Source organism: Gilliamella sp. Pas-s95, from assembly GCF_009795795.1.
Classification (GTDB): Bacteria; Pseudomonadota; Gammaproteobacteria; order Enterobacterales; family Orbaceae; genus Gilliamella; species Gilliamella bombicola.
In genome coordinates this window covers 22,110-45,254 of record NZ_WTFC01000008.1, presented here as the reverse complement: position 1 = coordinate 45,254, position 23,145 = coordinate 22,110, and the positions used below count along the sequence as shown (strand labels likewise).

General features: G+C 36.1%; 22 protein-coding genes. 6 read left to right on the top strand and 16 right to left on the bottom strand.

All coding sequences use genetic code 11. From position 1 onward, the window contains the following. Nucleotides 1-87 precede the first annotated feature (87 nt). Together prfB and lysS are read left to right on the top strand one after the other, a co-directional pair. Nucleotides 88-1,186, top strand: a protein-coding gene (gene prfB / locus GQ598_RS03415; protein ID WP_160402362.1) for a peptide chain release factor 2 whose coding sequence is annotated in 2 segments (ribosomal slippage) — nucleotides 88-162 and nucleotides 164-1,186 — 1,098 coding nt in all. Because the reading frame shifts where the segments join, the coding sequence is not laid out codon by codon here. A 32-nt stretch (nucleotides 1,187-1,218) separates the two neighbouring features. Then, complete coding sequence (lysS, locus tag GQ598_RS03410; protein ID WP_160402361.1) at nucleotides 1,219-2,736, top strand: lysine--tRNA ligase; 1,518 nt, start codon at nucleotides 1,219-1,221, stop codon at nucleotides 2,734-2,736. Between the two features lie 465 nt (nucleotides 2,737-3,201). Here lysS and GQ598_RS03405 read toward each other — a convergent pair whose 3' ends face one another. From GQ598_RS03405 to ung, 4 genes are all read right to left on the bottom strand, one after another. Continuing rightward, nucleotides 3,202-4,470, bottom strand: a complete 1,269-nt coding sequence (locus GQ598_RS03405; RefSeq protein WP_202112663.1) for a uracil-xanthine permease family protein — start codon at nucleotides 4,468-4,470, stop codon at nucleotides 3,202-3,204. A gap of 92 nt (nucleotides 4,471-4,562) precedes the next feature. After that, entirely contained in the window at nucleotides 4,563-5,189 is a 627-nt protein-coding gene (upp, locus tag GQ598_RS03400; RefSeq protein ID WP_091350428.1) for a uracil phosphoribosyltransferase, read from the bottom strand. A 164-nt stretch (nucleotides 5,190-5,353) separates the two neighbouring features. Continuing rightward, nucleotides 5,354-6,358: a gluconate operon transcriptional repressor GntR gene (gene gntR / locus GQ598_RS03395; RefSeq protein ID WP_160402360.1), complete on the bottom strand. Its 1,005-nt coding sequence runs from the start codon at nucleotides 6,356-6,358 to the stop codon at nucleotides 5,354-5,356. Then, nucleotides 6,355-7,044 (bottom strand): uracil-DNA glycosylase, encoded by a 690-nt coding sequence (gene ung, locus GQ598_RS03390; protein ID WP_160402359.1) that lies wholly within the window; start codon nucleotides 7,042-7,044, stop codon nucleotides 6,355-6,357. Before ung ends, gntR begins: the two co-directional genes overlap by 4 nt. Nucleotides 7,045-7,384: 340 nt before the next feature. On the opposite strand from ung, the gene grcA reads away from it, so the two are divergent. Next, a complete protein-coding gene (gene grcA / locus GQ598_RS03385) occupies nucleotides 7,385-7,768 on the top strand; it encodes an autonomous glycyl radical cofactor GrcA (RefSeq protein WP_160402358.1) in 384 nt (127 codons plus the stop codon). Nucleotides 7,769-7,912: 144 nt separating this feature from the next. Here the strand turns inward: grcA and GQ598_RS03380 are convergent, their stop codons facing one another. The 3 genes from GQ598_RS03380 to GQ598_RS03370 all read right to left on the bottom strand — a co-directional run bounded on the left by GQ598_RS03380 (nucleotide 7,913) and on the right by GQ598_RS03370 (nucleotide 10,099). Then, nucleotides 7,913-8,980: a macro domain-containing protein gene (locus GQ598_RS03380; RefSeq protein WP_160402357.1), complete on the bottom strand. Its 1,068-nt coding sequence runs from the start codon at nucleotides 8,978-8,980 to the stop codon at nucleotides 7,913-7,915. Next, nucleotides 8,980-9,630: a DUF4433 domain-containing protein gene (locus GQ598_RS03375; protein ID WP_160402356.1), complete on the bottom strand. Its 651-nt coding sequence runs from the start codon at nucleotides 9,628-9,630 to the stop codon at nucleotides 8,980-8,982. The genes GQ598_RS03380 and GQ598_RS03375 overlap by 1 nt, the downstream gene beginning before the upstream one ends. Nucleotides 9,631-9,919: 289 nt before the next feature. Continuing rightward, on the bottom strand, nucleotides 9,920-10,099 hold the full coding sequence (locus GQ598_RS03370; RefSeq protein ID WP_160402355.1) for a hypothetical protein: 180 nt from the start codon (nucleotides 10,097-10,099) through the stop codon (nucleotides 9,920-9,922). 675 nt (nucleotides 10,100-10,774) lie between these two features. On the opposite strand from GQ598_RS03370, the gene GQ598_RS03365 reads away from it, so the two are divergent. Together GQ598_RS03365 and GQ598_RS03360 are read left to right on the top strand one after the other, a co-directional pair. Then, nucleotides 10,775-11,326: a hypothetical protein gene (locus GQ598_RS03365; RefSeq protein WP_160402354.1), complete on the top strand. Its 552-nt coding sequence runs from the start codon at nucleotides 10,775-10,777 to the stop codon at nucleotides 11,324-11,326. Between the two features lie 19 nt (nucleotides 11,327-11,345). After that, the gene (locus tag GQ598_RS03360; protein ID WP_160402353.1) at nucleotides 11,346-11,915 is read left to right on the top strand and encodes a hypothetical protein; all 570 of its coding nucleotides are present in this window, start codon (nucleotides 11,346-11,348) and stop codon (nucleotides 11,913-11,915) included. Nucleotides 11,916-12,066: 151 nt separating this feature from the next. Here the strand turns inward: GQ598_RS03360 and dnaJ are convergent, their stop codons facing one another. Together dnaJ and dnaK are read right to left on the bottom strand one after the other, a co-directional pair. Continuing rightward, the gene (gene dnaJ / locus GQ598_RS03355) at nucleotides 12,067-13,194 is read right to left on the bottom strand and encodes a molecular chaperone DnaJ (protein ID WP_091349377.1); all 1,128 of its coding nucleotides are present in this window, start codon (nucleotides 13,192-13,194) and stop codon (nucleotides 12,067-12,069) included. 127 nt (nucleotides 13,195-13,321) lie between these two features. Then, complete coding sequence (gene dnaK, locus GQ598_RS03350) at nucleotides 13,322-15,241, bottom strand: molecular chaperone DnaK (protein ID WP_160402352.1); 1,920 nt, start codon at nucleotides 15,239-15,241, stop codon at nucleotides 13,322-13,324. Nucleotides 15,242-15,471: 230 nt separating this feature from the next. On the opposite strand from dnaK, the gene satP reads away from it, so the two are divergent. Continuing rightward, on the top strand, nucleotides 15,472-16,050 hold the full coding sequence (gene satP / locus GQ598_RS03345) for an acetate uptake transporter (protein WP_091349371.1): 579 nt from the start codon (nucleotides 15,472-15,474) through the stop codon (nucleotides 16,048-16,050). A gap of 61 nt (nucleotides 16,051-16,111) precedes the next feature. Here satP and GQ598_RS03340 read toward each other — a convergent pair whose 3' ends face one another. The 7 genes from GQ598_RS03340 to asnB all read right to left on the bottom strand — a co-directional run bounded on the left by GQ598_RS03340 (nucleotide 16,112) and on the right by asnB (nucleotide 23,091). Next, the gene (locus GQ598_RS03340; protein WP_160402351.1) at nucleotides 16,112-17,065 is read right to left on the bottom strand and encodes a hypothetical protein; all 954 of its coding nucleotides are present in this window, start codon (nucleotides 17,063-17,065) and stop codon (nucleotides 16,112-16,114) included. Between the two features lie 142 nt (nucleotides 17,066-17,207). After that, complete coding sequence (locus GQ598_RS03335) at nucleotides 17,208-17,651, bottom strand: PTS sugar transporter subunit IIA (protein ID WP_160402350.1); 444 nt, start codon at nucleotides 17,649-17,651, stop codon at nucleotides 17,208-17,210. Between the two features lie 15 nt (nucleotides 17,652-17,666). Next, nucleotides 17,667-18,164 (bottom strand): PTS sugar transporter subunit IIB, encoded by a 498-nt coding sequence (locus tag GQ598_RS03330; protein ID WP_091349363.1) that lies wholly within the window; start codon nucleotides 18,162-18,164, stop codon nucleotides 17,667-17,669. A 32-nt stretch (nucleotides 18,165-18,196) separates the two neighbouring features. Next, nucleotides 18,197-19,057: a PTS system mannose/fructose/sorbose family transporter subunit IID gene (locus GQ598_RS03325; protein WP_160402349.1), complete on the bottom strand. Its 861-nt coding sequence runs from the start codon at nucleotides 19,055-19,057 to the stop codon at nucleotides 18,197-18,199. 43 nt (nucleotides 19,058-19,100) lie between these two features. Beyond that, a complete protein-coding gene (locus GQ598_RS03320; protein ID WP_091349396.1) occupies nucleotides 19,101-19,922 on the bottom strand; it encodes a PTS sugar transporter subunit IIC in 822 nt (273 codons plus the stop codon). 59 nt (nucleotides 19,923-19,981) lie between these two features. Further along, on the bottom strand, nucleotides 19,982-20,962 hold the full coding sequence (locus GQ598_RS03315) for a D-isomer specific 2-hydroxyacid dehydrogenase family protein (RefSeq protein WP_160402348.1): 981 nt from the start codon (nucleotides 20,960-20,962) through the stop codon (nucleotides 19,982-19,984). Nucleotides 20,963-21,417: 455 nt separating this feature from the next. Continuing rightward, nucleotides 21,418-23,091, bottom strand: a complete 1,674-nt coding sequence (gene asnB / locus GQ598_RS03310; protein ID WP_160402347.1) for an asparagine synthase B — start codon at nucleotides 23,089-23,091, stop codon at nucleotides 21,418-21,420. Nucleotides 23,092-23,145 lie beyond the last annotated feature (54 nt).

The window sequence follows — 23,145 nt, the reverse complement described above, 5'->3', positions numbered from 1 at the left end:
GGCAATTGGCAATTGCTAAATTATGCCCAAATCCGCTACAATGAACGCTTGTTAAAAATCATGAAACTGAGCAAACCAATTTAAATCATGTTTGAAATTAATCCTGTTAAATCAAAGATAGCAGAACTTACCGAACGCACGGCTGTGATTCGGGGGTATCTTTGACTATGATCTAAAAAAAGAACGGCTCGAAGAAGTTAATGCTGAATTAGAGCAATCTGAAGTTTGGGCCGACCCCGAAAAAGCACAAGCGTTAGGTAAAGAGCGCGTTGCACTAGATGAAATTATCAATACTATCAATTCGTTAAATCAAGGTCTTGACGATGTTGAAGGTTTACTTGAGCTGGCTATTGAAGCGGACGATCAAGAGACTTTCGATGAAGCAAATAGCGAACTTGAACAACTAGAAAAAAAACTGGCCGGACTTGAGTTTCGGCGTATGTTTTCAGGCAATTACGATAGTGCAGATTGTTATTTGGATATTCAATCTGGATCGGGCGGTACTGAAGCACAAGATTGGGCTGAAATGCTACTGAGAATGTATTTGCGTTGGGCTGAATCAAAAGGCTTTGCAACCGAGGTAATGGAAGTCTCTGATGGCGATGTTGCCGGTATTAAATCAGCAACCATTAAAGTATCCGGTGATTATGCTTACGGTTGGTTACGCACTGAGACAGGTGTGCATCGCCTTGTCCGTAAAAGTCCATTTGATTCAGGCAATCGACGTCACACCTCGTTTTCGTCAGTATTTGTTTATCCCGAAATTGATGATGATATTGATATCGACATTAACCCAGCTGATCTTCGCATTGATGTATACCGTGCATCGGGTGCGGGTGGGCAGCATGTGAATAAAACTGAGTCTGCTGTACGTATTACCCATGTGCCAACGGGTATTGTGACGCAGTGTCAAAATAACCGTTCACAACATAGCAATAAAGATCAAGCCATGAAACAGTTAAAAGCAAAACTATATGAGCTTGAGATGCAGAAAAAAAATGCCGAAAAGCAACAGATGGAAGAAAACAAATCTGACATCGGCTGGGGTAGTCAAATTCGCTCTTACGTACTTGATGATTCGCGTATTAAAGATTTACGCACTGGCGTTGAAACACGTAATACACAGGCCGTATTAGATGGCAATTTAGATCAATTTATTGAAGAAAGCTTGAAAGCAGGGTTATAAAAACAGCTTAGTTATAAATAAAAGGGAAAACTATGTCAACACAGCAGCAAGAGCAACAAAACCAAATTGAAGAGTTAAATAACGAACTAAAAGTACGTCGCGAAAAGCTCGCTCACCTTCGGGAACAAGGTGTTGCTTTTCCTAATGATTTTCGCCGTGATGCGATTTCCAATGATCTCCACAAACAGTATGGCGATAAAACTAACGAAGAACTTATTGAAAACAAAATTACTGTAACAGTTGCTGGGCGTATGATGATGCGCCGCATTATGGGTAAAGCGTCGTTTGTTTCTTTGCAAGATGTTGCTGGGCAGATCCAACTTTATGTTACCCGCGATGATCTCCCTGAAGGTTTTTATAACGAACAATTTAAAAAATGGGATTTAGGTGATATTGTCGGTGCGAAAGGTTACCTATTTAAAACGAAAACAGGCGAACTTTCTATTCATTGTGAAGAAATTCGCTTATTAACCAAAGCACTACGTCCATTACCTGATAAGTTTCATGGGCTTGCCGATCAAGAAATGCGCTATCGTCAACGTTACTTGGATCTTATCACCAATCAAGAGTCAAGAGAGACGTTTAAGGCTCGTTCAAAAGTGGTTAGCGAAATCCGTAACTTTATGCTTGAACATCACTTTATGGAAGTTGAAACTCCAATGATGCAAGTCATTCCAGGTGGAGCATCAGCTAAACCATTTATTACGCATCACAATGCACTTGATTTAGATATGTATATGCGTATTGCACCCGAACTTTATTTAAAACGTTTAGTTGTTGGTGGTTTTGAGCGTGTTTTTGAAATTAACCGTAACTTCCGTAATGAAGGCGTATCGCCAAGACATAATCCAGAATTTACCATGATGGAAATGTATATGGCTTATGCTGATTATAAAGATCTAATTGTGTTAACAGAAGCCTTATTCCGTCGTTTAGCGATTGCTGTGACAGGTGATGCTGTTGTGCAATATGGCGATCATACTTTTGATTTTAGTAAACCATTTGTCAAAATGACGATGCGTGAAGCCATTTGCCATTATCGTCCTGAAACCAATAATGCCGATTTAGATGATTTTGAAAAAGCGTGTACCATTGCGCAATCTGTTGGTATTAAGATTGAAAAAGGCTGGGGACTTGGTCGGGTTGTCACTGAAATTTTTGAAGAAGTGGCTGAAGCAAATTTAATTCAACCAACGTTTATTACTGAATATCCTGCAGAAGTATCACCACTTGCTCGCCGTAACGATGACAACCCATTTGTTACTGATCGATTCGAATTCTTTATTGGTGGTCGTGAAATCGGTAATGGATTTTCAGAACTTAATGATGCGGAAGATCAAGCACAGCGCTTTGCTGACCAAGTGTCACAAAAAGATGCGGGTGATGATGAAGCCATGTTTTATGATGAAGATTATATCACTGCACTTGAACACGGCTTACCACCTACAGCAGGACTTGGGATTGGTATTGACCGCACCGTGATGCTATTTACCAATAGTCATACTATTCGTGATGTTATTTTATTCCCGACTATGCGTCCAATCAAATAAAGTCAATTATTACTTAAAACTCACTTATTTTTGATAAGTGAGTTTTATGCTTAAACACTCACTTCGCCCACAATTAAGATAAATAGATCTGCATCATTCTCCCTTAAACGTATCTATTAATATTACTTAAATCTAAATTACACCTTATTTAATACTCAATATATAAAAGCCATTATCAGTTGTGAGTTTTTACTTACATACTCAAAAAAACAATATACATTATGCTAATAGAACAACAAAAATAACATAACTAAACGAAGGGAAAATTGGTTGAAGGGGCTCATTATAAGGAAATAAAGATAGGTGTTCTTAACCGTGTCCAATAAAAATAAAGAAGTGAGTAATTATTCACTTTTAACTATTCATGCAAGCCATAAAAAATGCACAATACCACGATAGATTAGTACGTTAATTTATCTATATCGTTGGCCACCATAATAGCGCCAACGATTATAGGAAAAGGAGTTAATGAATATCAGTTGAGCTTCCTTGATGTGGTAGGATCTGATTTAACACAATGGCTAAAATCCCACACAAGCTTATACCTTGTAATGCATATGACCCAAAATCAAAAATCATTCCACCAATTCCAAAAACTAAAACTAATGAGACAATACACATATTTCGAGGCACGGATAAATCTACCTTATGTTTGACTAAAATATTAATGCCTACTGATGCAATTGAACCAAACAATAGCACCATAATTCCCCCCATGACTACAGTTGGAATTGATCCTAAAAGTGCACCGATTTTACCAATAAAAGACATTAAAATAGCCCAAATTGCCGCCCATGTCATAACGCGAGTTTTAAAATTACGCGTTAATGTAACCGCACCAATCACTTCGGCATAAGTAATACAAGGTGGTCCACCAAAAAATCCAGCTGCCGAAGTTGCTAGTCCATCACCGAGTAATGTGCGATGTAAACCAGGATCACGCGTATAATCTTTACCTGTAACAGTACTAATTGCCATAATATCACCAACATGTTCAATAGTTGGAGCAATCACAATTAGCAACATATACAAAATCGCTTGCCAGTGAAATTCAGGAAACGTGAAATCAGGCACTTTAAACCATGCCGCATCAATCACCGGTTGAAAATTGACAATACCGAACACACAAGAAAGCACATAACCAACCACAATACCGGAAATAATTGGTAATAATTTTAAAAAACCTTTTGCCCAAATAGCCACTACTAGCGTTGTTAATAGTGAAGCCATTGAAATAAGAATCAATTGATAATTTTCAGCTTGTAGCCCACTATTTTTACCCATTGCCATCCCAACAGTAACCGGTGCAAGCGATAAACCAATAACCATAATAATTGGACCGGTCACAACCGGCGGTAAAATGAGGTCAATAACATGTCTACCATTCATTTTGACTGAAAAAGCCAAAAGCATAAATACAAAACCAGAGGCAACTAAACCACCTAAAGTAGCTGGGATCCCCCACTGCGCAACACCAAATGAGATAGGAGCAATAAACGCAAATGATGAAGCTAAAAATACCGGCACTTTACCTTTAGTGGTTAATTGAAATAGTAAAGTACCTACTCCAGCAGTAAAAAGCGCTACATTGGGATTTAACCCCGTTAACAACGGTACTAACACCAATGCACCAAATGCGACAAACAACATTTGTGCGCCAGTAAAAATATCCTGCCAAGAATGCTTATGCAGAGATGTTATATTTTTTGTTTTGTCTGTTGTGATATTGCTCACATCGCGCCTCTCTTACTTAATTAATTTGTTGTATAACTTGCCTAATTGACAGGCATAAAAAAACCGGATTAACCGGTCTAAAATTTGAGATTTTATTTTGTGCCAAAGATTTTATCTCCAGCGTCCCCAAGTCCTGGCAATATGTAGCCTTTTTCGTTCAACCTCTCATCGATTGATGCGGTATAAAGTTCAACGTCAGGGTGAGCTTGTTCAAGCACTTTAATGCCTTCTGGTGCTGCCACCAAAACTAATACTTTAATATTTTTGCAACCTGCTTTTTTAAGCAGATCGATCGTCGCAACCATAGAACCACCAGTTGCCAGCATTGGATCAACAACCAAAGCCATTCGCTCTTCAATATCAGAAGTTAATTTTTGGAAATAAGGAACAGGTTCAAGAGTCTCTTCGTTACGATAAAAACCCACAACGCTAATACGAGCACTTGGAATATGCTCAAGCACACCATCCATCATACCTAAGCCCGCACGCAAAATAGGCACGACAGTAATTTTTTTACCTTTAATTTGCTCAACTTCAACCGGTCCACACCAACCATTTATGGTGACTTTTTCGGTAGGGAGATCAGCCGTTGCTTCATAGGTTAATAAGCTACCAACTTCACTGGCCAGATCGCGAAAGTCCTTGGTACTGATATCGTGTTCACGCATTAAACCAATTTTATGGCGAACGAGAGGGTGTTTTACTTCAACTATTTTCATGGGAGGGAACCTCAGTGTTATTTCTATAATCTATTAGTAGGTATAAATAACCACTGAGCGATAATTCTAACATAGAACTCATTTTATGAAAACCTGAAATCAACGAGCTGGATAAAGTAAAACCAATTTCAATATTAATCTTTGTTTTATTGAAAATTATCTGATCAAATACTTTCGCCGTCTAAATACTCAACCGGCAAATCGACCACTTTTTGCTCGACTTTTTCACCATTAATTCGTTTTAATAACAGCTCGGCAGCAATTTGCCCCATTTCAACTCTTGGGGTATGGATAGACGCTAATTTTGGATTCATAAATTGACCAATTTGGTGTCCATGAAATCCGACAATCGCGATTTGTTTTGGCACTTCGATCCCAATTCTCTGGCATTCAAGCAATACCCCTAAAGCTAAGTCATCATTAGTACTAAAAATACCATCAACATCAGGAAAATCATTTAAAACTTGATGTAAAAATCTTGCACCCAATTCATAAGACGATGCTTCTTTAGTGGCTAGCGTTCGTGGATTTAATCCCGCATCTTCCATTGCTTTTTCATAACCTTGTTGACGAATAATACTGCGCTGATCTTGCCTTGCACTAAAATAGACGATATTACGACGCCCTTTATTTATCATACGATGGATCATATTTCTAGTCGCAGTAAAGTTATCAAATCCAACAGCCATATCAATACAGGGGGAAACGCTATCCATAATTTCAACCACAGGGACACCAGAAATTTCGATCATTTTTAATGTTGCAGGGGTATGTATTCTTTCGGTTAAAATTAGCCCATCGATATTATAAGAAAGCAGTGAACGTAATCGAGACTCTTCTTTTTCTGCACTGTACCCAGTATGGGTAATCATAGTTTGATAACCCCTCACATCGGTAACCTTTTCGATACCTTTTAAGATATCAGCAAAAACCTGATTAGTTAAAGAAGGAAACACAACACCAATTGCATTACTTTTTGCATTAGACAGCATATCAGGCGCTTTATTCGGAATATACCCAAGCTTATCAATCGCAGCTGAAATTTGTAATTGAAGAGGCTTAGACACTAAATTAGGATCGCGCAAAAAACGACTCACCGTCATTTTACTAATCCCAATTAAATTAGCGATCTCTTGCAAGCTTGTTCGACGTTTTTTATTCGTATTCATTTATGATCTTCCGGTAGCCTTGGTTGCCAATCAATTGGCGTTTTACCTTGCTGCGTAATAATATCATTTGCTTTAGAAAAGTGTTTACAACCAAAAAAGCCACGATGTGCAGACAACGGCGATGGGTGCACTGAGGTTAATACATGGTGTTTTTGACGATTAATAAACTGCCCTTTTTTTTGTGCAGGTGATCCCCACAATAAAAAAACCACACCCTCAAGATGTTTATCAATTGCTGCTATCACATGATCAGTAAAAGTTTCCCAACCTATTTTTGCATGAGAATGTGCTTGTCCTGCTTCAACAGTGAGCACATTATTTAATAATAATACGCCTTGAGTCGCCCAAGAAGCTAAATAACCATGGGAAGGAATTGTAAATCCCTCAATATCTGTTGATAGCTCTTTATAGATATTCATTAACGATGGTGGTGGCTTAATGCCCGGTAAAACAGAAAATGAAAGTCCGTGGGCTTGATTAGGACCATGATAAGGATCTTGCCCTAAAATTACGACTTTGATTTGATCAAATGGCGTGAAACGAAACGCATTAAACACATCATGCTGGGGCGGATACACAATCTTACCATTAGCGCGCTCAGATGCCACAAATTGTATTATATGTTGAAAATAGGGCTTCTCTTTTTCACCGCCGATGACGTCATGCCATGTTAATTGATTACTCATACAATACCTATACTATAATTTTATATGACTCAACAATACTACTTGCTGATTACAATAATTATACCTAAAAATCATAATAAACCTAATGTTAATCGGCTTAAACCTCACTACATCATGATTGTTAAATATTCAGTTATGCTCCTTTATTGTTAAAAAGACAATTGACAAGAAAAATAAATAATTAATGTAATAAATAGTTTTCATACAACCATAGCTAAAATGCTAAACAAAGGTATTGCTTATTGAATTGATAGCTTTTTTTGACTTTAATCAAATATTCAAAGTGCTATATTAACCCTAATTATTTTAGGGCAATAAGGCCCCGTTAGGAGGATTTAAAATGATTACAGGTATCCAAATTACTAAAGCAGACAATGCAGCACTTCTTAACTCTTTCTGGTTATTAGACAACGCTACAAAAGAAGCACGTTGTGTAGCTGCTAAATCAGTTTATAAAGAAGATCAAGTGATCCCAACTGCAGAACTAGGTAAATTCGAATATCGTGAAGTCCCATTAGATGTTGCCCCAACAGTTAAAGTTGAAGGTGGTCAACATTTAAATGTTAATGTACTTCGCCGTGAAACATTAGAAGACGCTGTAAAAAATCCTGAAAAATACCCACAATTAACCATTCGTGTTTCTGGTTATGCGGTGCGTTTCAACTCACTAACTGCTGAACAACAACGCGACGTTATTGCTCGTACATTTACAACTAAAATTTAATTATTTGATTGAAATAAAAAAACCCAGTTTTGGCTGGGTTTTTTTATGGCAAAATAGGTATAAACTCGTTTTGTAAATCGTAGTATAACAAAAAATACACTACAAAAATTTAACAATAAAAAAAAGCCTTATATAATAAAAATATCAATAAGCAAAGCCTTGTAATCGTTCTAAAGCATAATTGATATGTTTATCGCTAAATAAACGCAACTTTCTTTGTGCCCATCTTTCACCTGCAGGCCAATGAGCAATCTGCTCTTTTACATCACAAAGTGTCGGCTTACATTGTGTTTGCGAAATAACCCAATCAACGGTGGCTAACAACTCCATTCCAAATGGTGACTCAAAACCATCAATCAGCCTTGTTGTTTCATCTAAAGCGGATAAATAATGTTTACCTTCACTATTTAAATAGGTAGAAACCGTTAATTGCTCATCATTATTAAACCAAATTACATCAAACGCTTTACAATCAGGAATACGTTTATCTGATTTTAAATAACTACCATCTAAAGAATTTAACAAATAATTTAAATTACAGGCATAAGGCCCATAGTTATGAGCTTGGAATTGTAAATTAAAGTCATTTTTAAGACCTTGCTTATCGATAACTCGCTTTAAAAACCAAGTTAATTTTTGGATTTCGAGCAAACTACACTCCATACCTAAAATCCAATAACGTCGAATCAATTCCGCGACAAGCGCACGAGCAGGCGTTAACTTTTTAACACCCTGTCGCTTAGCAACATTTTGGTATTGTTGAGTTGGCTCATAAACAATGATATCAACACTATTGAGATCACCTAAAACATGCTCTATTCTAAGTTTTACCTGTGCCCAATCTAATCCTCCATTACCTGCCCCTAAAGGAGGAATTGCGATTGATTTAACATGATTAGTCACAATAAAATGACGCAAATCGACTAAACCGTCTTCAATCCATTCTATTTGCGATAGTGACCGCCAATGCTGTTTTGTGGGAAAATTCACAATCCAACGGGGTCCTATCAGCTCACCTGTTTCAGTGACAAACATCTTACCCGTGGTAACTTGATTTAGGTTACATGCTCTAGCATATTCAAACATATTCTTTGGAAAACGTTCCTTAAACATCAAAGCAATACCTTTACCCATTACACCAACGGTATTAACGGTATTGACCAATGCCTCTACGTTTGCCTCAAGCAAGTTACCTTTTGTATATCTAATCATCAGAAATACCACCTAGGTCTTTTATGAACGGGGATTTTCAGTTGCCTTTGCTGTAACCAAGTATTAAGGTCTTCTTCTGCTTGCTCATTATAACAAATCATTCCAACTAATGCATTAATTGGACAGTGTTGATGGATCAGCGCCTCGGCTTGGTAACGTTCAAACTTAGCAGTATCATCTTCATCACGAGAAAAATCCCTGCTCTGCAAAATTTCCCAATCAATACGGTCTAAATCTTCAATAGCAGAATAAAACGACGCCCATTTATAATAAGCATGCATATCAGTAAAAACATACTTAAGTTGTAATTCTTGTATTCTATGCAATGACGAAACAAGAATTACAACTTCATCATTATTACGTTGCTTGACTCCTCGCCCCGATTTTATATTTAATAGCATAGGTGAAAACGGCGTAAAATAAAAAGGGACATAATCATTTAAATAACCATGAGGAAACACAGGTACTGGGTGTGATGATCTTTTATCAATGAGCTCGGTACTACCTATTGATACCCAATCTTCACATCGAATATTACTTTTACCACAATGTAGCCCATTATCTAAAATCCAAGGGATATTATTTATATGAACAATTCGCCATATTAGTGCTTTTTTGGGGTTTAGTGTTGCACTATAATCAAAAGCCATGTTATTCCATAAAATCTGTATCATCAAATAGGTTAAATTTATTCTAGCATTTTTAGTATTTTTTGGATCTAGAATTTATACGGGTTGTTTTTTGGAGTGAATTTAGTTTATATAGCGGTTTGTCAAAAACTGCCAAATAAAAACTTTAATAAAATCAATACCTTTTCTGAACGATTTTTGGGTGTAAAATCAGGCCTTTTTGGGGTTGGTAAATAGAATAAATTGGGTGTGGTGGTTTCGGACGTTTTAAGCTTTGATGTACAAAATAGCTACAGCGACCACGTCCGATTTAGGGGATTTTTTTGCGAAATCCCCTAAAAACCCCGCGCAAGGCTGCAGAATGTGGCCTGCGGCTACCCTCCGCCGCCGCTCGGTCTTGACGCACCGTTTGTGGACGCGTTCCCGACGCACCACAAACTCGCCAAACGTCCCTGTTTGGCGTGCTAACCTCGCTCTGTTGTCGGCACATTCTGACGCCGGAACAAGACAAACAACATAACCATCTTTTTTGGGAAGGATTGTTGTGTTTTTATAATTATATCGTTGATTTTATTTTGATTAAACGCCTACACGGCGTTAAGGAAATATTAATTCTTGTGCCCATTTCAAATGGTTTTCTAAACCGCCTACACGGCGTTAAGGTAGAGCTTAAGATTTGATAAATCTTGCTGTATAAAGATAAACAACAATTTCATCTTTGAAAACCCTTTTTTTAAGCTGTTTTTTAATTTGTTGATTTTATTTAATTTTAAATTGTCGTTAAAAAAAGGGTTTGGAGCGGTTAAATTGCTGTTATTAGGCCGCTATTCGTGGTTTTGTTGATTTGTTGTATGTCGGCGCTTTGCTTAGGTTGCGTAAGTGATTGATTTAGCTTAAAAACAGAAAAATAAAAACTTCAATAAAATCAATACCTTTCCTGACCGATTTTTGGACGGAAAATCAGGCCTTTTTTGGGTTGGTGAATAGAATAAATTGAGTGCAGTGTTTAGTGTGTAGATAGCTAAATAATCAGTCTGATTGGTAGATTTATTTTGCTGTTTTTTTGCACTATGGCTGCTTTTTATTGTTTACTGGTGCCTAGGTTATTATTTTATTATAATAAAATAATAACTTAAGGAATTAATATACAAATTGGAAAAAAACAATGCTAAAAAGTTACTTTTTATTATTTGCTTTGTTGCTTTTTATCCCAACTTGTTGGGCTGATGGTTTAACAAAAGAGCAGGCAGAAAATCTTGAGCTTGCAGGGGTTAAACTTGGAATAACCGAACCGGAACTGGTTGAATTACTCAAAAACCAATATCACCTTTCTGAAAATGACTTTACTGTTAGTGAGCAGCAAATGGCATTACCGCCAACCAAAATAGATGGAAAAAGCATAACTACTTGCACAATTAAGAACTATGAAGTCGTTTTAAATATCAACCATCCAGAAGAAACGTTAACAATTCAACTTAAAGACGATATCACGCATAATCCTCCAAAAAAAATGGTGGTTTATAGTATTTATCATACCATGCCATATACAGTAGAAAGTGCACAGAAGGTTTATAAGGAGTTAACCGAAAAATATGGTAAGGAAGAAACAACAAACTTTTTCGGAATAAAAGTTTGGCGTTACAACTCATACCATTTAGGCTTATCCCCAGAAACTGAGGGTAAATTCTATGTATCTATTCGAAGCAATGGACTATAACACAACTAGGAGCTAAACAATGTTAAAAAAGTACTTTTTATTATTCACTTTGTTATTTTGTATCCCAACCTGTTGGGCTGATGGTTTAACAAAAGAGCAGGCAGAAAATCTTGAACTTGCCGGGGTTAAGCTTGGAATAACCGAACCGGAACTGGTTGAATTACTCAAAAACCAATATCACCTTTCTGAAAAGGACATAAAGGTTAGTGAAAAGAACATGCGATTACCGCCATCAAAAATAGGCGAAAAATCGATAACCGAAGGCACAATCAAAAGCTATGAAATAACTTTAAATGCCAACAATCAAGACGAAAAATTAACCATTAGACTTGAAGATGACTTAGAGCGTAACCCTACCCAATTGGTTGTGTTCAATGTTTATAAAAAAATGACATACACAGCAGAAATAGAGCAGAAAGTTTATAAAGAATTAACCCAAAAATATGGTAAAGAAGAATATAAAAACATAGCAGGGGATAAAATATGGAGCTACAAACCATACTCTTTAAATCTATCCCGAGAAAATAACGGTAAGTTTTCTGTTGAAATTTTGACCGAAAAATATCGTAAGCAAAAAACAGGATCGTAGTAAAAAACGAAATAGTTACATAAACAGTTAATTTGGCTAAAAGCTTTTTGTTTTTGTGAATAAATAGGGATGGGTGTAGAGGTCTGAATGTTGGCTAACACACGATTGAACAAGTTATTTTACTGTTCAATCGTGCTTTTGCTATATCAAATTAACCAAAAAACTTTTTCACTTTGTCAAAGAAGCTTTTTTCTTTGGGGCTGTGTTTAGAGTTTTTATCGGCTTTAAAGCTTTCACCTAATTCTTTAAGCAGCTCTTTTTGTTTGCTCGTTAGGTTAACGGGTGTTTCAACCACAACATGGCAGTAAAGATCACCTACCGCACTACCGCGTAATGATTTGACGCCTTTGCCTCGTAGTCGGAACATTTTACCGGTTTGTGTTTCAGCAGGAATCGTTAAGCTGACCTTGCCATTAAGGGTTGGTACTTCAACTTCGCCACCGAGTGATGCCAAGGCAATATTAATTGGAATTTCGCAATGCAGATTGGTGCCGTCTCGCTCAAAAATAGCATGTGGTTTAATTTGCATTTGAACATATAAATCACCTGCTGGTGCGCCATTTAAACCTGCTTCGCCCTCACCAGATAGTCGAATACGGTTGCCTGTATCAACACCGGCTGGAATAGTAACAGACAATGTTTTCGTTTTTTCAACGCGACCTTCACCATGACATTTTTTACATGGATTTTTAACCACTTTACCCCGTCCATGACAAGTTGGGCACTCTTGTTGCACGGCAAAAAATCCTTGTCGCATTTGAACAACACCTGCACCATGACAGGTATTACACGTGACCACATCAGAAGATTTTTCGGTGCCTTGCCCATGGCAAGTATCGCAACTTACCCAAGTTGGTACTTTAATTTCTTTACTAACACCTGCTGCTGCTTCTTCTAATGTTAGAGTGATATTGTATTGTAAGTCATTGCCGCGAGATGCGGTTTGACTGCGCCCACGCCCGCCACCAAAGAAATCGCTGAATATATCGTCGAACGCACCACCGCCAAAGCCACCAAATCCGCCGAATCCACCAGATCCACCCTGTCCTTGTTCAAAAGCAGCATGTCCATATTGATCATAAGCCGCTTTTTTTTGCGGATCAGTTAGGATTTCGTAAGCTTCTTTCACTTCTTTGAACTTTGCTTCGGCTTCGGCTTTGTTATCTTGATTCTTATCAGGATGATATTTCATCGCTAGGCGTTTATAGGCTTTTTTTATCTCACTTTCACTGGCACTTTTACTAACGCCCAATGTTTCATAATAATCTTTCTTCGCCATAATTAACCTTTATTTTTTTATGATTGTATAAACAACTAAACGGGCTTGAGTTACCTCGCGCCCGTTTAACTTGTTATATGCTTAAAACTTGTTGAAATAACTCATTAAAAAACATTGTAGTTAATGTTTATTTTTTATCATCATCAACTTCTTTGAAGTCTGCATCAACAACATCATCTTGCGCATTAGTGTTTCCACTATTTGCTTGACCGGCACCTTGAGCTGCTTGGGCTTGTTGTTGTGCTAATTCAAGCAATTTTTTAGATGCTTCCATTAATGCATTAATTTTAGATTCAATTTCTGCTTTATCTTCGCCACGAGCGGCAACTTCTAAAGCACTAACTGCATCTTCAATTGCTTTTTTATCATCAGCTGATAACTGATCACCGGCTTCAGTCACTTGTTTACGTGTTGTGTGAACAAGATGATCGGCTTGGTTACGAGTTTGAGCTAGCTCTTCAAATTTACGGTCTGCATCAGCATTCGCTTCTGCGTCGTTTACCATTTTTTGAATTTCTTCTTCACTTAATCCTGAAGAGGCTTTAATGGTAATTTTTTGTTCACGTCCAGTATTTTTGTCTTTCGCAGATACATGTAAAATACCGTCAGCATCAATATCAAATGTAACTTCAATTTGTGGCATACCGCGAGGCGCAGCTTGAATACCATCTAGATTGAATTGACCTAATGATTTGTTATCGCCCGCACGTTTACGTTCACCTTGTAACACATGAATGGTTACAGCTGATTGATTATCTTCAGCAGTTGAGAACACTTGACTATGTTTAGTTGGAATAGTTGTGTTCTTTTCAATTAAAGCTGTCATAACACCGCCCATAGTCTCAATACCTAAAGACAATGGCGTAACATCAAGTAATAACACATCTTTAACATCACCACCAAGTACACCACCTTGAACAGCCGCACCAACAGCAACCGCTTCATCAGGGTTTACATCTTTACGTGGTTCTTTACCAAAGAAGTCAGCAACCGCTTTTTGAACCATTGGCATACGTGTTTGACCACCAACAAGAATAACGTCTTTAATATCAGAAACAGAAAGACCTGCATCTTGTAATGCTGTTTTTACAGGATCCATTGAACGTTTAACTAAATCTTCAACTAAAGACTCAAGTTTAGCGCGTGTTACTTTAATATTTAAATGTTTTGGACCACTTGCATCAGCAGTGATATACGGTAAATTAATATCAGTTTGTTGTGCTGATGATAATTCAATTTTTGCTTTTTCTGCTGCTTCTTTTAAACGTTGCATTGCTAGCGGATCATTTTTTAGATCGAAGTTTTGTTCACGTTTAAATTCATCAACTAAGTAGTTGATTAAGCGTGAGTCAAAATCTTCACCACCTAAGTGAGTATCACCATTTGTTGCTAGTACTTCAAAGGTTTTTTCGCCATCAACGTCGTCGATTTCGATAATAGAAATATCAAATGTACCACCACCAAGATCATAAACAGCAATAGTACGGTTACCTACATCTTTATCTAAACCATAAGCAAGGGCAGCAGCTGTTGGTTCGTTGATGATACGTTTTACATCAAGTCCAGCAATACGACCAGCATCTTTGGTTGCTTGACGTTGTGCGTCGTTAAAATAAGCAGGAACAGTAATTACCGCTTCAGTCACTGCTTCGCCAAGATAATCTTCTGCTGTTTTTTTCATTTTCTTTAATACTTCGGCAGAAATTTGTGGTGGAGCAATTTTTTGACCTTTAACATCAACCCATGCATCACCATTATCGGCTTTTACAATTTTATATGGCATGATGCTAACGTCACGTTGTACTTCGGCATCTTCAAAACGACGACCAATTAAACGTTTAATGGCAAATAATGTATTTTGTGGATTGGTTACTGCTTGACGTTTTGCTGGTTGACCAACTAAGATTTCACCATCTTGAGTATAAGCAATAATGGAAGGGGTTGTGCGATCGCCTTCTGCATTTTCTAATACTTTTGCTTGGCCATTGTCCATGACAGCAACACATGAATTTGTTGTACCTAAATCAATACCAATAATTTTACCCATAGTCTTTCTCCTCAAAATCTGTATTTTATTTCTTGTATATAGGTCTTAAATATTAATTTTCAAGCCTTTATTTCACAAAGAAATGTTTTTGTTTTCACATAAATGGGAACATTATTATTAATATCAAGGGGGGCAAAAAAATAATTTTCTCTGAAATCTTGATTATCGCGTTTTCTGCACTTATCATTGCCGCTCTTTTTTAATCATCAAATTTAACCTATAGGATCCTTATGGAACAAACAAAACTTGCAAATCCTGGCCCTCTTGGCTTAATGGGATTTGGTATGACAACAATTTTATTAAATATTCATAATGCTGGATTTTTCCCTGCTATGACAGTCATCGTCTCAATGGGTATTTTTTATGGCGGCCTTGCACAAGTCATTGCTGGTATTTTAGAATTTAGAAAAGGCAATACGTTTGGTACAACAGCATTTACTTCTTATGGTTTCTTTTGGATTGCGTTAGTGGGTATTTGGTACTTACCTACTTCGCCAGCAACAGCACCATCTGATGCAACTTTTGTCGGTATCTTCCTTGCTTTATGGGGTATTTTTACTGGCTTTATGTTTATTGGTACATTAAAAGGTAACCGCGCATTACAATTTGTTTTTGCTAGTTTAACGGTTTTATTTGCTTTATTAGCCATTGGTAATATTTCTGGTAACCATGGCATTATCCATATTGCCGGTTTTGAAGGCATTATTTGTGGAGCAAGTGCTGTTTATTTAGCAATGGCTGAAGTGATTAATGAACAATACGGTCGTACCATTTTACCTATTGGTGCACCAAAAGGCGCTGCACATTAATTTTTCTATCACATCTACCCAATCGGTTGGTAGATGTGATCGCTTTCCCTCTACTCAAATACTATTTTTGATTGTTATTGACATAACGAGTTGTTAATGAACGGCATACATCATGAAGCGACTGGGTATGTTTTTCGATTATTTCGTTAGATAAGTAGTTGTCTTTTGATGAATGAGCATTATTAATAACAATTTTACCCTCTTTATCTATATTACCAGATGTGATCATGATGTAATTGGGTAATTGGGTTTCCATTTTTCCTGTATAAATAGTCTTACCTTCTATTTGTAGACTAGATCCTTCGGGTTTTAGATAAATTAAATCATTGCCATTACCAATACTGTCTATAAAAATAAATTTTTTGTCCTTCATTTGGCTAGAGTAACTTTCCAGCATTTTTAAGCCGTATTGGCCGCTGTTGCCTCCATCATATAAAACAAAGGCTATTTTTTTCTTGTCTTTTTTGTCGAGTTGATTAATTAAGTTAATAATAGTAATAATACTTGATGAATTACAAACAAAATTCTTTTGATTAGGAATGCCGCTTTTAAATTTAAATACAACAAAAAATAGCAAAACGGTTGAAATAATTGAGCTGATGCCAGAAAAACTAAAAAAGCCTTGAGTACTAATATTTGGAAGAAAGACAAAATAATTTAATATCAGCGATATAATAAATAAAAAAACAATAGGCGCAATGCTGATAAAGTAATTTAATTTATTAAATTGCGGTGTAAATGCATAGTTTTTTTGAAGATTAAAACAGTTAATAGCCGTATCATAATAAGTGCAGATGATTAATTCGGCTTTATTTAAATCACCAATATAAGCATTGTAGTAGTTTTCATACCGTCTTGTGGCTAATTTTAATTTAGCCAGTTTTGCATCAACTATATAGCCTAATTGACTGAGTTCTTTAGATATCACTCTTAAAAAAGCAATCTTTTCTTTAGAAGAAAACCGCTTGCCAAAGATGACGCAATATCGTAGAACAAGATCTTTAAGTATTTCCATTTTTAATAAACTATCTAAATTTAAAATAATATAGTGAATAAACCTTTATACAATCCGATTAACTATGAAGATAAAAAATAAGTTGATAGGTATAAACTAAAAACTATCAACTTAATAAATAATATTAGTTAAATTAAACTAATTAATAATCGTCTTCACTTTCAGATTTGTTGGAATGCATAATATTTGCAATAGCATCTTGAATGTTTTCATGCCCTGATTCAATACACTCTTTTGTCAACTCTTGGAGTGATAGCGAATCTCTATTGCATACTGCATTAATTACCATTGGCAAGCTCATACCAGTAATAACGCGAACATTCATGCCAAGATCATGCCATTGTGGCACACATTGCATTGATGCGTTATAAGGTGAAGCCCCATACAGATCGACAAAAACTAAAACACCATCGCCAGAATCTAACGATTTGGTACAATTAAATAAATCCGTTTTTAATTGATTAATATCTTGCCCTGGGTTAAGTGATAATGCTTCAAATTTGTCTTGTTCTCCAACAATCATTGTTACACTATCTTTCATTCCTGATGCCATTTTGCCATGGCTAATTAATAAGACACCTATCATTTTTACCATCCTTGATTATTCAAACATCTTAATTGCTTCATTTAGTGTTACTTTTTTCAATGAAGGCGTTGCCTGAAAATAGATATCCATATTAGGAAAACTCTTTTGTAAATCAATCAATAGATCAAGTTGCTCTTTGTTAATAGATACTTCTTTGATTATTGAAGTTGCACCAGGCACTAGCGGTAATCCACCAATATTAAGGTTGGTTATTGGTACCCCAGCTTTAATAATTTTATACATTACCTCAATATTTTTAGTAATTAAGATAACATTAAAATCATCATATTTGCGATCATTCCAATATCTTACCGCGCCATCTTCTTTTAATACTCTAATTTTATGGCCTGTACTAGCACCGGCACCTAAAATGATATTTTTTGTGAACTCATCATTTGCTGAATAGTCATCGGCAACGAATAAGGCATTAGCCCCAGCCGCTTTAGAAACGTTAGTTGCAACTTGACCATGAATGAGACGACTATCTACACGAGCTAAAACAACTTTTCCCATAATTTATAACCTCTATTTTTTATATCGCTATTTTATAAAATGCCAATTGCAGCTAAAACACCCAGTATGATGGTTAACCCAACTAATGCTCTGGTGACTTTTAAACCTTTCTTAGAAAAATAAAAATAAAGCCCCATGACAACAACAAGCGGTAACACACCCGGTAAAATTTTATCCAATGTGTCTTGTATAACAAACTCTTTACCTGATAAAGTAAATTTTAAACTTGATGAGACTTTAATATAGCTCGCGGCTAAAATCCCCATCATAAACAGACCTAAAATAGATAAGCCTTCTATAAGCATCTGCATTTTGTTACCCACAACTTCTGTAGCAGCATTTCTACCTAATTTAAATCCTAATTGTGCAAAATAATATCCCACAAAAAGTTGATATGTTACAAAAGCAAAGAAAGGGAACAACGCACCAATTGCTAATCCTTCTTGTGCCCAAGGAAGTGCAATTGCAATAAAAATATATTGTATAGTACCCGAGTCAATCGCATCCCCAATACCGGCTAATGCTCCCATTAAACCCGCTTTAGTATTATAAAGTACATCATCATCAATACTGATTGGTTTGTTTTGATAAACCTCATCGGCTCGAACTGATTCAAGAGAGGCCATAATTCCTGAAATTGTTCCTCCACCCCAAGTTATTTGAGTATTAAAAAACAATAAATGTCGTTGGTAAGCAGCTGCCAGTTCGCTCTTTGATTTATATAATTTTTTAAGGATTGGCATTAACCCCCACATCAATGATGCCGCAAGATAACGATCAAATGAGTGTGGGATTTCGTTGGCATAATACCATCGTAACCAAGCAAAAGTTATATCCTTTTTAGTAATAGTCTCTGGTTTTAGATCAATGCTTTCTTGTACTATTTCTGTCATTATAAAATTCCTCTATCTAATTGATTCATCAAATCACTGTAGATTAATAATCGTCATCATCTTGATTGTTATTATTTGAATTATTTCTAGGCTGATCCGCCGCAGAATTTACTGCTTCACTTTTTGCAAGAACGAAAATAAAGGCAACAATAGCTCCCACAATCGCATAAGTTACCATTGTTATATTCAGTGGTTTGGCCATTACTGCCATAAAATAAGCCAATAAGAAGAAAATGATGTAGCTCTTTTTACCAATAACATAAATGGTTAATGCAATACCAACTGCTGCAAGGCCACCACCGATAACGTTAAGAATATGGAAAACCACTCCTCCGGCATTGGATTTAATAACATCAGCAATAATCGGTGCTCCAAAATATAGTGCAACAAACATAAACGGAACAAATAAGGCAAAACTACAAATTATTGGTAATATAATTATAGAAAAAGTTAATCCTGAACTATTTGCTTCTTGCGCATATCTTTCAGTTAATTTCATAATCATAGTGTTAAAGAAAAATCTTAGTTGATACAGGTAAGATCCTAATAAACCAACGGGTACAGCAACTGCAACCGCGGCTGTTGGTTCCATATTTCCAAGCAACGCAACAGGAACAGCAACTGCAGTTGCAATAGCTGGCTCTGATGGCATTTGACCACCTGGCGAAAAAACGCCCATGTAAATTAATTGTATTGCAGCAGTTGTTATCATCGCGTTTGGAATATCATTAAAAACAACACCAACAATTAAACCAGTCATCATTGGGGTAAACCTTAACGTTAAGGTTGCTCCACCCAATCCCCGTGACATAACCATTGCAACCCATATGGAAATAATCGCCGCTTGAAGAAACGTTACATGCATTTCTTGCATATATAAACTCCTTAATATTTTTATTATTAGTTAAAATTTAAAATAATTTATTAAGAAACAACTGATTGTAGTTCTAAATTATTAACAAAATTTTCTACATCTTGTACACACTTTTCCCCCATACCTTGCAGGCATTCAATGGCATAAGCGGAAGTATGAGGTGTAACAAGTACTTTAGGATGCTTAACTAAAGGATGGTCATCGTATGAAGGTTCAACATACATTACGTCAGTTGCATGTCCCGCAACAATACCACTATCAAGTGCATTTAATAACGCACTTTCATCAATCAATTCAGCTCGTGCAGTATTCGTAATATAGACACCTTTTTTCATTAAAGAAAATTGAGGCTCTTTTAAGATATGGTAGCTTGTTTCATTCAGTGATGCATTTAAAGAGATGATGTCGGAATTTTGAAGCAAATAATCTAATTCAACAATTTCGATATTATTTTTATGTGCCCATTCTTTATTGACCTTAGGATCAACCACAAGTAATCGAGCATTAAAGCCATGTTTAAATATTTCTGCTACTCGACTGCCAATATTACCGCATCCAATAACACCAACAACTTTACCCGTAACATTAATGCCTAAAAAAGAGGCTCTTTTTTTCCATTCATTTGACTTAACAGCCGCTTGAGATTGAACTGTTTGCCTAATTAATGCCAGTAAATTCGTTACAGCATTTTCAGCAACCGCATCTCGCTCAACTAAAGGGGGAACAATAGTAACGATCGTACCATGCTCTTTAGCGGCAATAACATCAACATTATTAAACCCTATTCCATGGCGAGAAAGTAAAAGTAAAGGATCTTTCTTGTTATCAAAAAACGCTTTATCAAAAAATGGTCTGACACTTGCAATTACAATATTAAATCCTTGCAATGCATCAGCTAATTCTTTTCCAGAAATACTATTTTCAAAAGTAAAATGTTTTACTTCACCTATTTTTTCTAGTCGTTTTAAATGATCTGGAAAATATTTTCCAAAACTACTTGAGTTGATTATTGCAATTCTATAATTTTTCACTCAATGCTCCTAGTTAATAAATCACCACTCTTACAATTATATTTATTGGAAAATAAACATTGTTTACTTTCCACCCAGTCGTTATGTGACTGGTAACATTAAGTATAGTTTATTAGATTTACAAAAAAATGAATTTAGATCACATATTTAATAAAAAATGCTCATAAAAAATTCAAGACATGTTGTATAGAAAATTGCGTTATTTTTGCAAAAACGTATACCAATCAATGAAACTAATGAACTAAATTTTAAAATAATGAAAAGTTTTTAATAAATGATTAGATTATCGTTGAATGAAAAATGGGAGGTTTATAGTCACTAAACTATGATAGTTTAAGTTAAAGTGAACTTTAAAAAAAGTAGATTAATCAGAATGCTCTAGCTAAATATAAAAAAAGGGCATATAGCCCTTTTTACAAATTTGAATTAGATAATATTATCTTGAGTCTAATCCTTTATTTTTTATAAGCATCATTATGCACACCTACCGCTGCACGGCCTGATGGATCATTTAGGTTTTTGAAAGATTCATCCCATTCAATCGCTTTAGCGGTTGAGCAAGCAACTGTTGGACCACCTGGCACACAATGCGCTGCACTTTCAAGTGGGAATAGTTCATCAAAAATCTCACGATACATATAGGCTTCTTTTGAAGTCGGCGTATTGTACGGGAAGCGGAATTTTGCATTTTCTAATTGCTGATCAGTAATTTTACTTTCGGCAATCTCTTTTAATGTGTCAATCCAGCTATAACCCACACCGTCAGAGAATTGTTCTTTTTGACGCCAAACAACCGATGCTGGTAAGTAAGATTCAAATGCTTCGCGGACAATATGTTTTTCCATTTTGCCATTACTACCACACATCTTATCTTTTGGATTAATGCGCATAGCAACATCTAAGAATTTCTTATCAAGGAATGGAACGCGCGCTTCAACGCCCCACGCCGCCATCGCTTTATTAGCACGAGCACAATCATACATATGCAGTGCCGCTAATTTGCGTACGGTTTCTTCATGAAACTCTTTGGCATTTGGTGCTTTGTGGAAATAAAGGTAACCACCAAACACTTCATCAGCACCTTCACCAGATAGTACCATTTTAATGCCCATAGCTTTGATTTTACGTGCCATTAAATACATCGGTGTGGACGCGCGAATAGTTGTTACATCATAAGTTTCAATGAAATAAATTACATCACGAATGGCATCAATACCTTCTTGAATAGTAAAGTTAATTTCATGATGAACTGTACCTAAATGATCCGCAACCGCTTGCGCCGCTTTAAGATCGGGTGCACCTTTTAAACCAACAGCAAATGAGTGCAACTGCGGCCACCATGCTTCTGATTTTTCGTGATCTTCAACACGGCGCGCTGAGAATTTTTTAGTGATTGCTGAAATGACTGAAGAATCAAGTCCACCTGATAATAACACACCATAAGGCACATCAGACATCAAATGACCTTTTACTGACTCTTCTAATGCAAGGCGAAGTTCATTGATGTCTGTTTTATTATCCTTAACATTGTCATAATCCATCCAGTCACGTTTGTAGTAGGTTTTGATTTCACCTTCGGTACTAGATAAGTAACATCCTGGAGGAAAAGCCTCAATTGTTTTACAAACAGGCACTAGGGCTTTCATTTCAGAAGCAACATAAAATGTACCATTTTCATCGCGACCGGTATACATTGGAATAATACCAATATGGTCACGACCAATAAAATAAGTGCCTTTATTGATATCATAAAGAATAAACGCAAACATGCCTTGTAGTTCATCAAGACAGTCAATACCCTTTTCTTGATATAAAGCAAGAATCACTTCACAGTCTGAACCAGTTTGAAATTCATAACGATCTTTGTACTGATTTCGGAGTTCTTGATGATTATAAATTTCGCCATTTACTGCTAAAACTAATGTTTTATCTTTATTATAAAGCGGCTGAGATCCTGTATTAACATCCACAATTGATAAACGTTCATGAGCAAGAATAGCTTTATCAGACGCAAAAATACCAGACCAATCAGGACCACGATGACGCTGTAGACATGATAGCTCTAATGCTTTTGTTCGTAGTTGTTCTGGATCTGATTTAATATCAAGAATACCTAAAATCGAACACATTGATTTTCTCCATTTCAAATCGCATAAGCGATATTGTTACAAATAAAAACTAAC

Excerpts from the sequence above, each read along its gene's own strand:
- lysS (WP_160402361.1), top strand. The coding sequence starts at position 1,219 with ATGTCAACACAGCAGCAAGAGCAACAAAACCAAATTGAAGAGTTAAAT.
- upp (WP_091350428.1), bottom strand. The coding sequence starts at position 5,189 with ATGAAAATAGTTGAAGTAAAACACCCTCTCGTTCGCCATAAAATTGGT.
- gntR (WP_160402360.1), bottom strand. The coding sequence starts at position 6,358 with ATGAATACGAATAAAAAACGTCGAACAAGCTTGCAAGAGATCGCTAAT.
- ung (WP_160402359.1), bottom strand. The coding sequence starts at position 7,044 with ATGAGTAATCAATTAACATGGCATGACGTCATCGGCGGTGAAAAAGAG.
- grcA (WP_160402358.1), top strand. The coding sequence starts at position 7,385 with ATGATTACAGGTATCCAAATTACTAAAGCAGACAATGCAGCACTTCTT.
- GQ598_RS03380 (WP_160402357.1), bottom strand. The coding sequence starts at position 8,980 with ATGATTAGATATACAAAAGGTAACTTGCTTGAGGCAAACGTAGAGGCA.
- GQ598_RS03375 (WP_160402356.1), bottom strand. The coding sequence starts at position 9,630 with ATGGCTTTTGATTATAGTGCAACACTAAACCCCAAAAAAGCACTAATA.
- GQ598_RS03370 (WP_160402355.1), bottom strand. The coding sequence starts at position 10,099 with ATGTGCCGACAACAGAGCGAGGTTAGCACGCCAAACAGGGACGTTTGG.
- GQ598_RS03365 (WP_160402354.1), top strand. The coding sequence starts at position 10,775 with ATGCTAAAAAGTTACTTTTTATTATTTGCTTTGTTGCTTTTTATCCCA.
- GQ598_RS03360 (WP_160402353.1), top strand. The coding sequence starts at position 11,346 with ATGTTAAAAAAGTACTTTTTATTATTCACTTTGTTATTTTGTATCCCA.
- dnaJ (WP_091349377.1), bottom strand. The coding sequence starts at position 13,194 with ATGGCGAAGAAAGATTATTATGAAACATTGGGCGTTAGTAAAAGTGCC.
- dnaK (WP_160402352.1), bottom strand. The coding sequence starts at position 15,241 with ATGGGTAAAATTATTGGTATTGATTTAGGTACAACAAATTCATGTGTT.
- satP (WP_091349371.1), top strand. The coding sequence starts at position 15,472 with ATGGAACAAACAAAACTTGCAAATCCTGGCCCTCTTGGCTTAATGGGA.
- GQ598_RS03340 (WP_160402351.1), bottom strand. The coding sequence starts at position 17,065 with ATGGAAATACTTAAAGATCTTGTTCTACGATATTGCGTCATCTTTGGC.
- GQ598_RS03335 (WP_160402350.1), bottom strand. The coding sequence starts at position 17,651 with ATGATAGGTGTCTTATTAATTAGCCATGGCAAAATGGCATCAGGAATG.
- GQ598_RS03330 (WP_091349363.1), bottom strand. The coding sequence starts at position 18,164 with ATGGGAAAAGTTGTTTTAGCTCGTGTAGATAGTCGTCTCATTCATGGT.
- GQ598_RS03325 (WP_160402349.1), bottom strand. The coding sequence starts at position 19,057 with ATGACAGAAATAGTACAAGAAAGCATTGATCTAAAACCAGAGACTATT.
- GQ598_RS03320 (WP_091349396.1), bottom strand. The coding sequence starts at position 19,922 with ATGCATGTAACGTTTCTTCAAGCGGCGATTATTTCCATATGGGTTGCA.
- asnB (WP_160402347.1), bottom strand. The coding sequence starts at position 23,091 with ATGTGTTCGATTTTAGGTATTCTTGATATTAAATCAGATCCAGAACAA.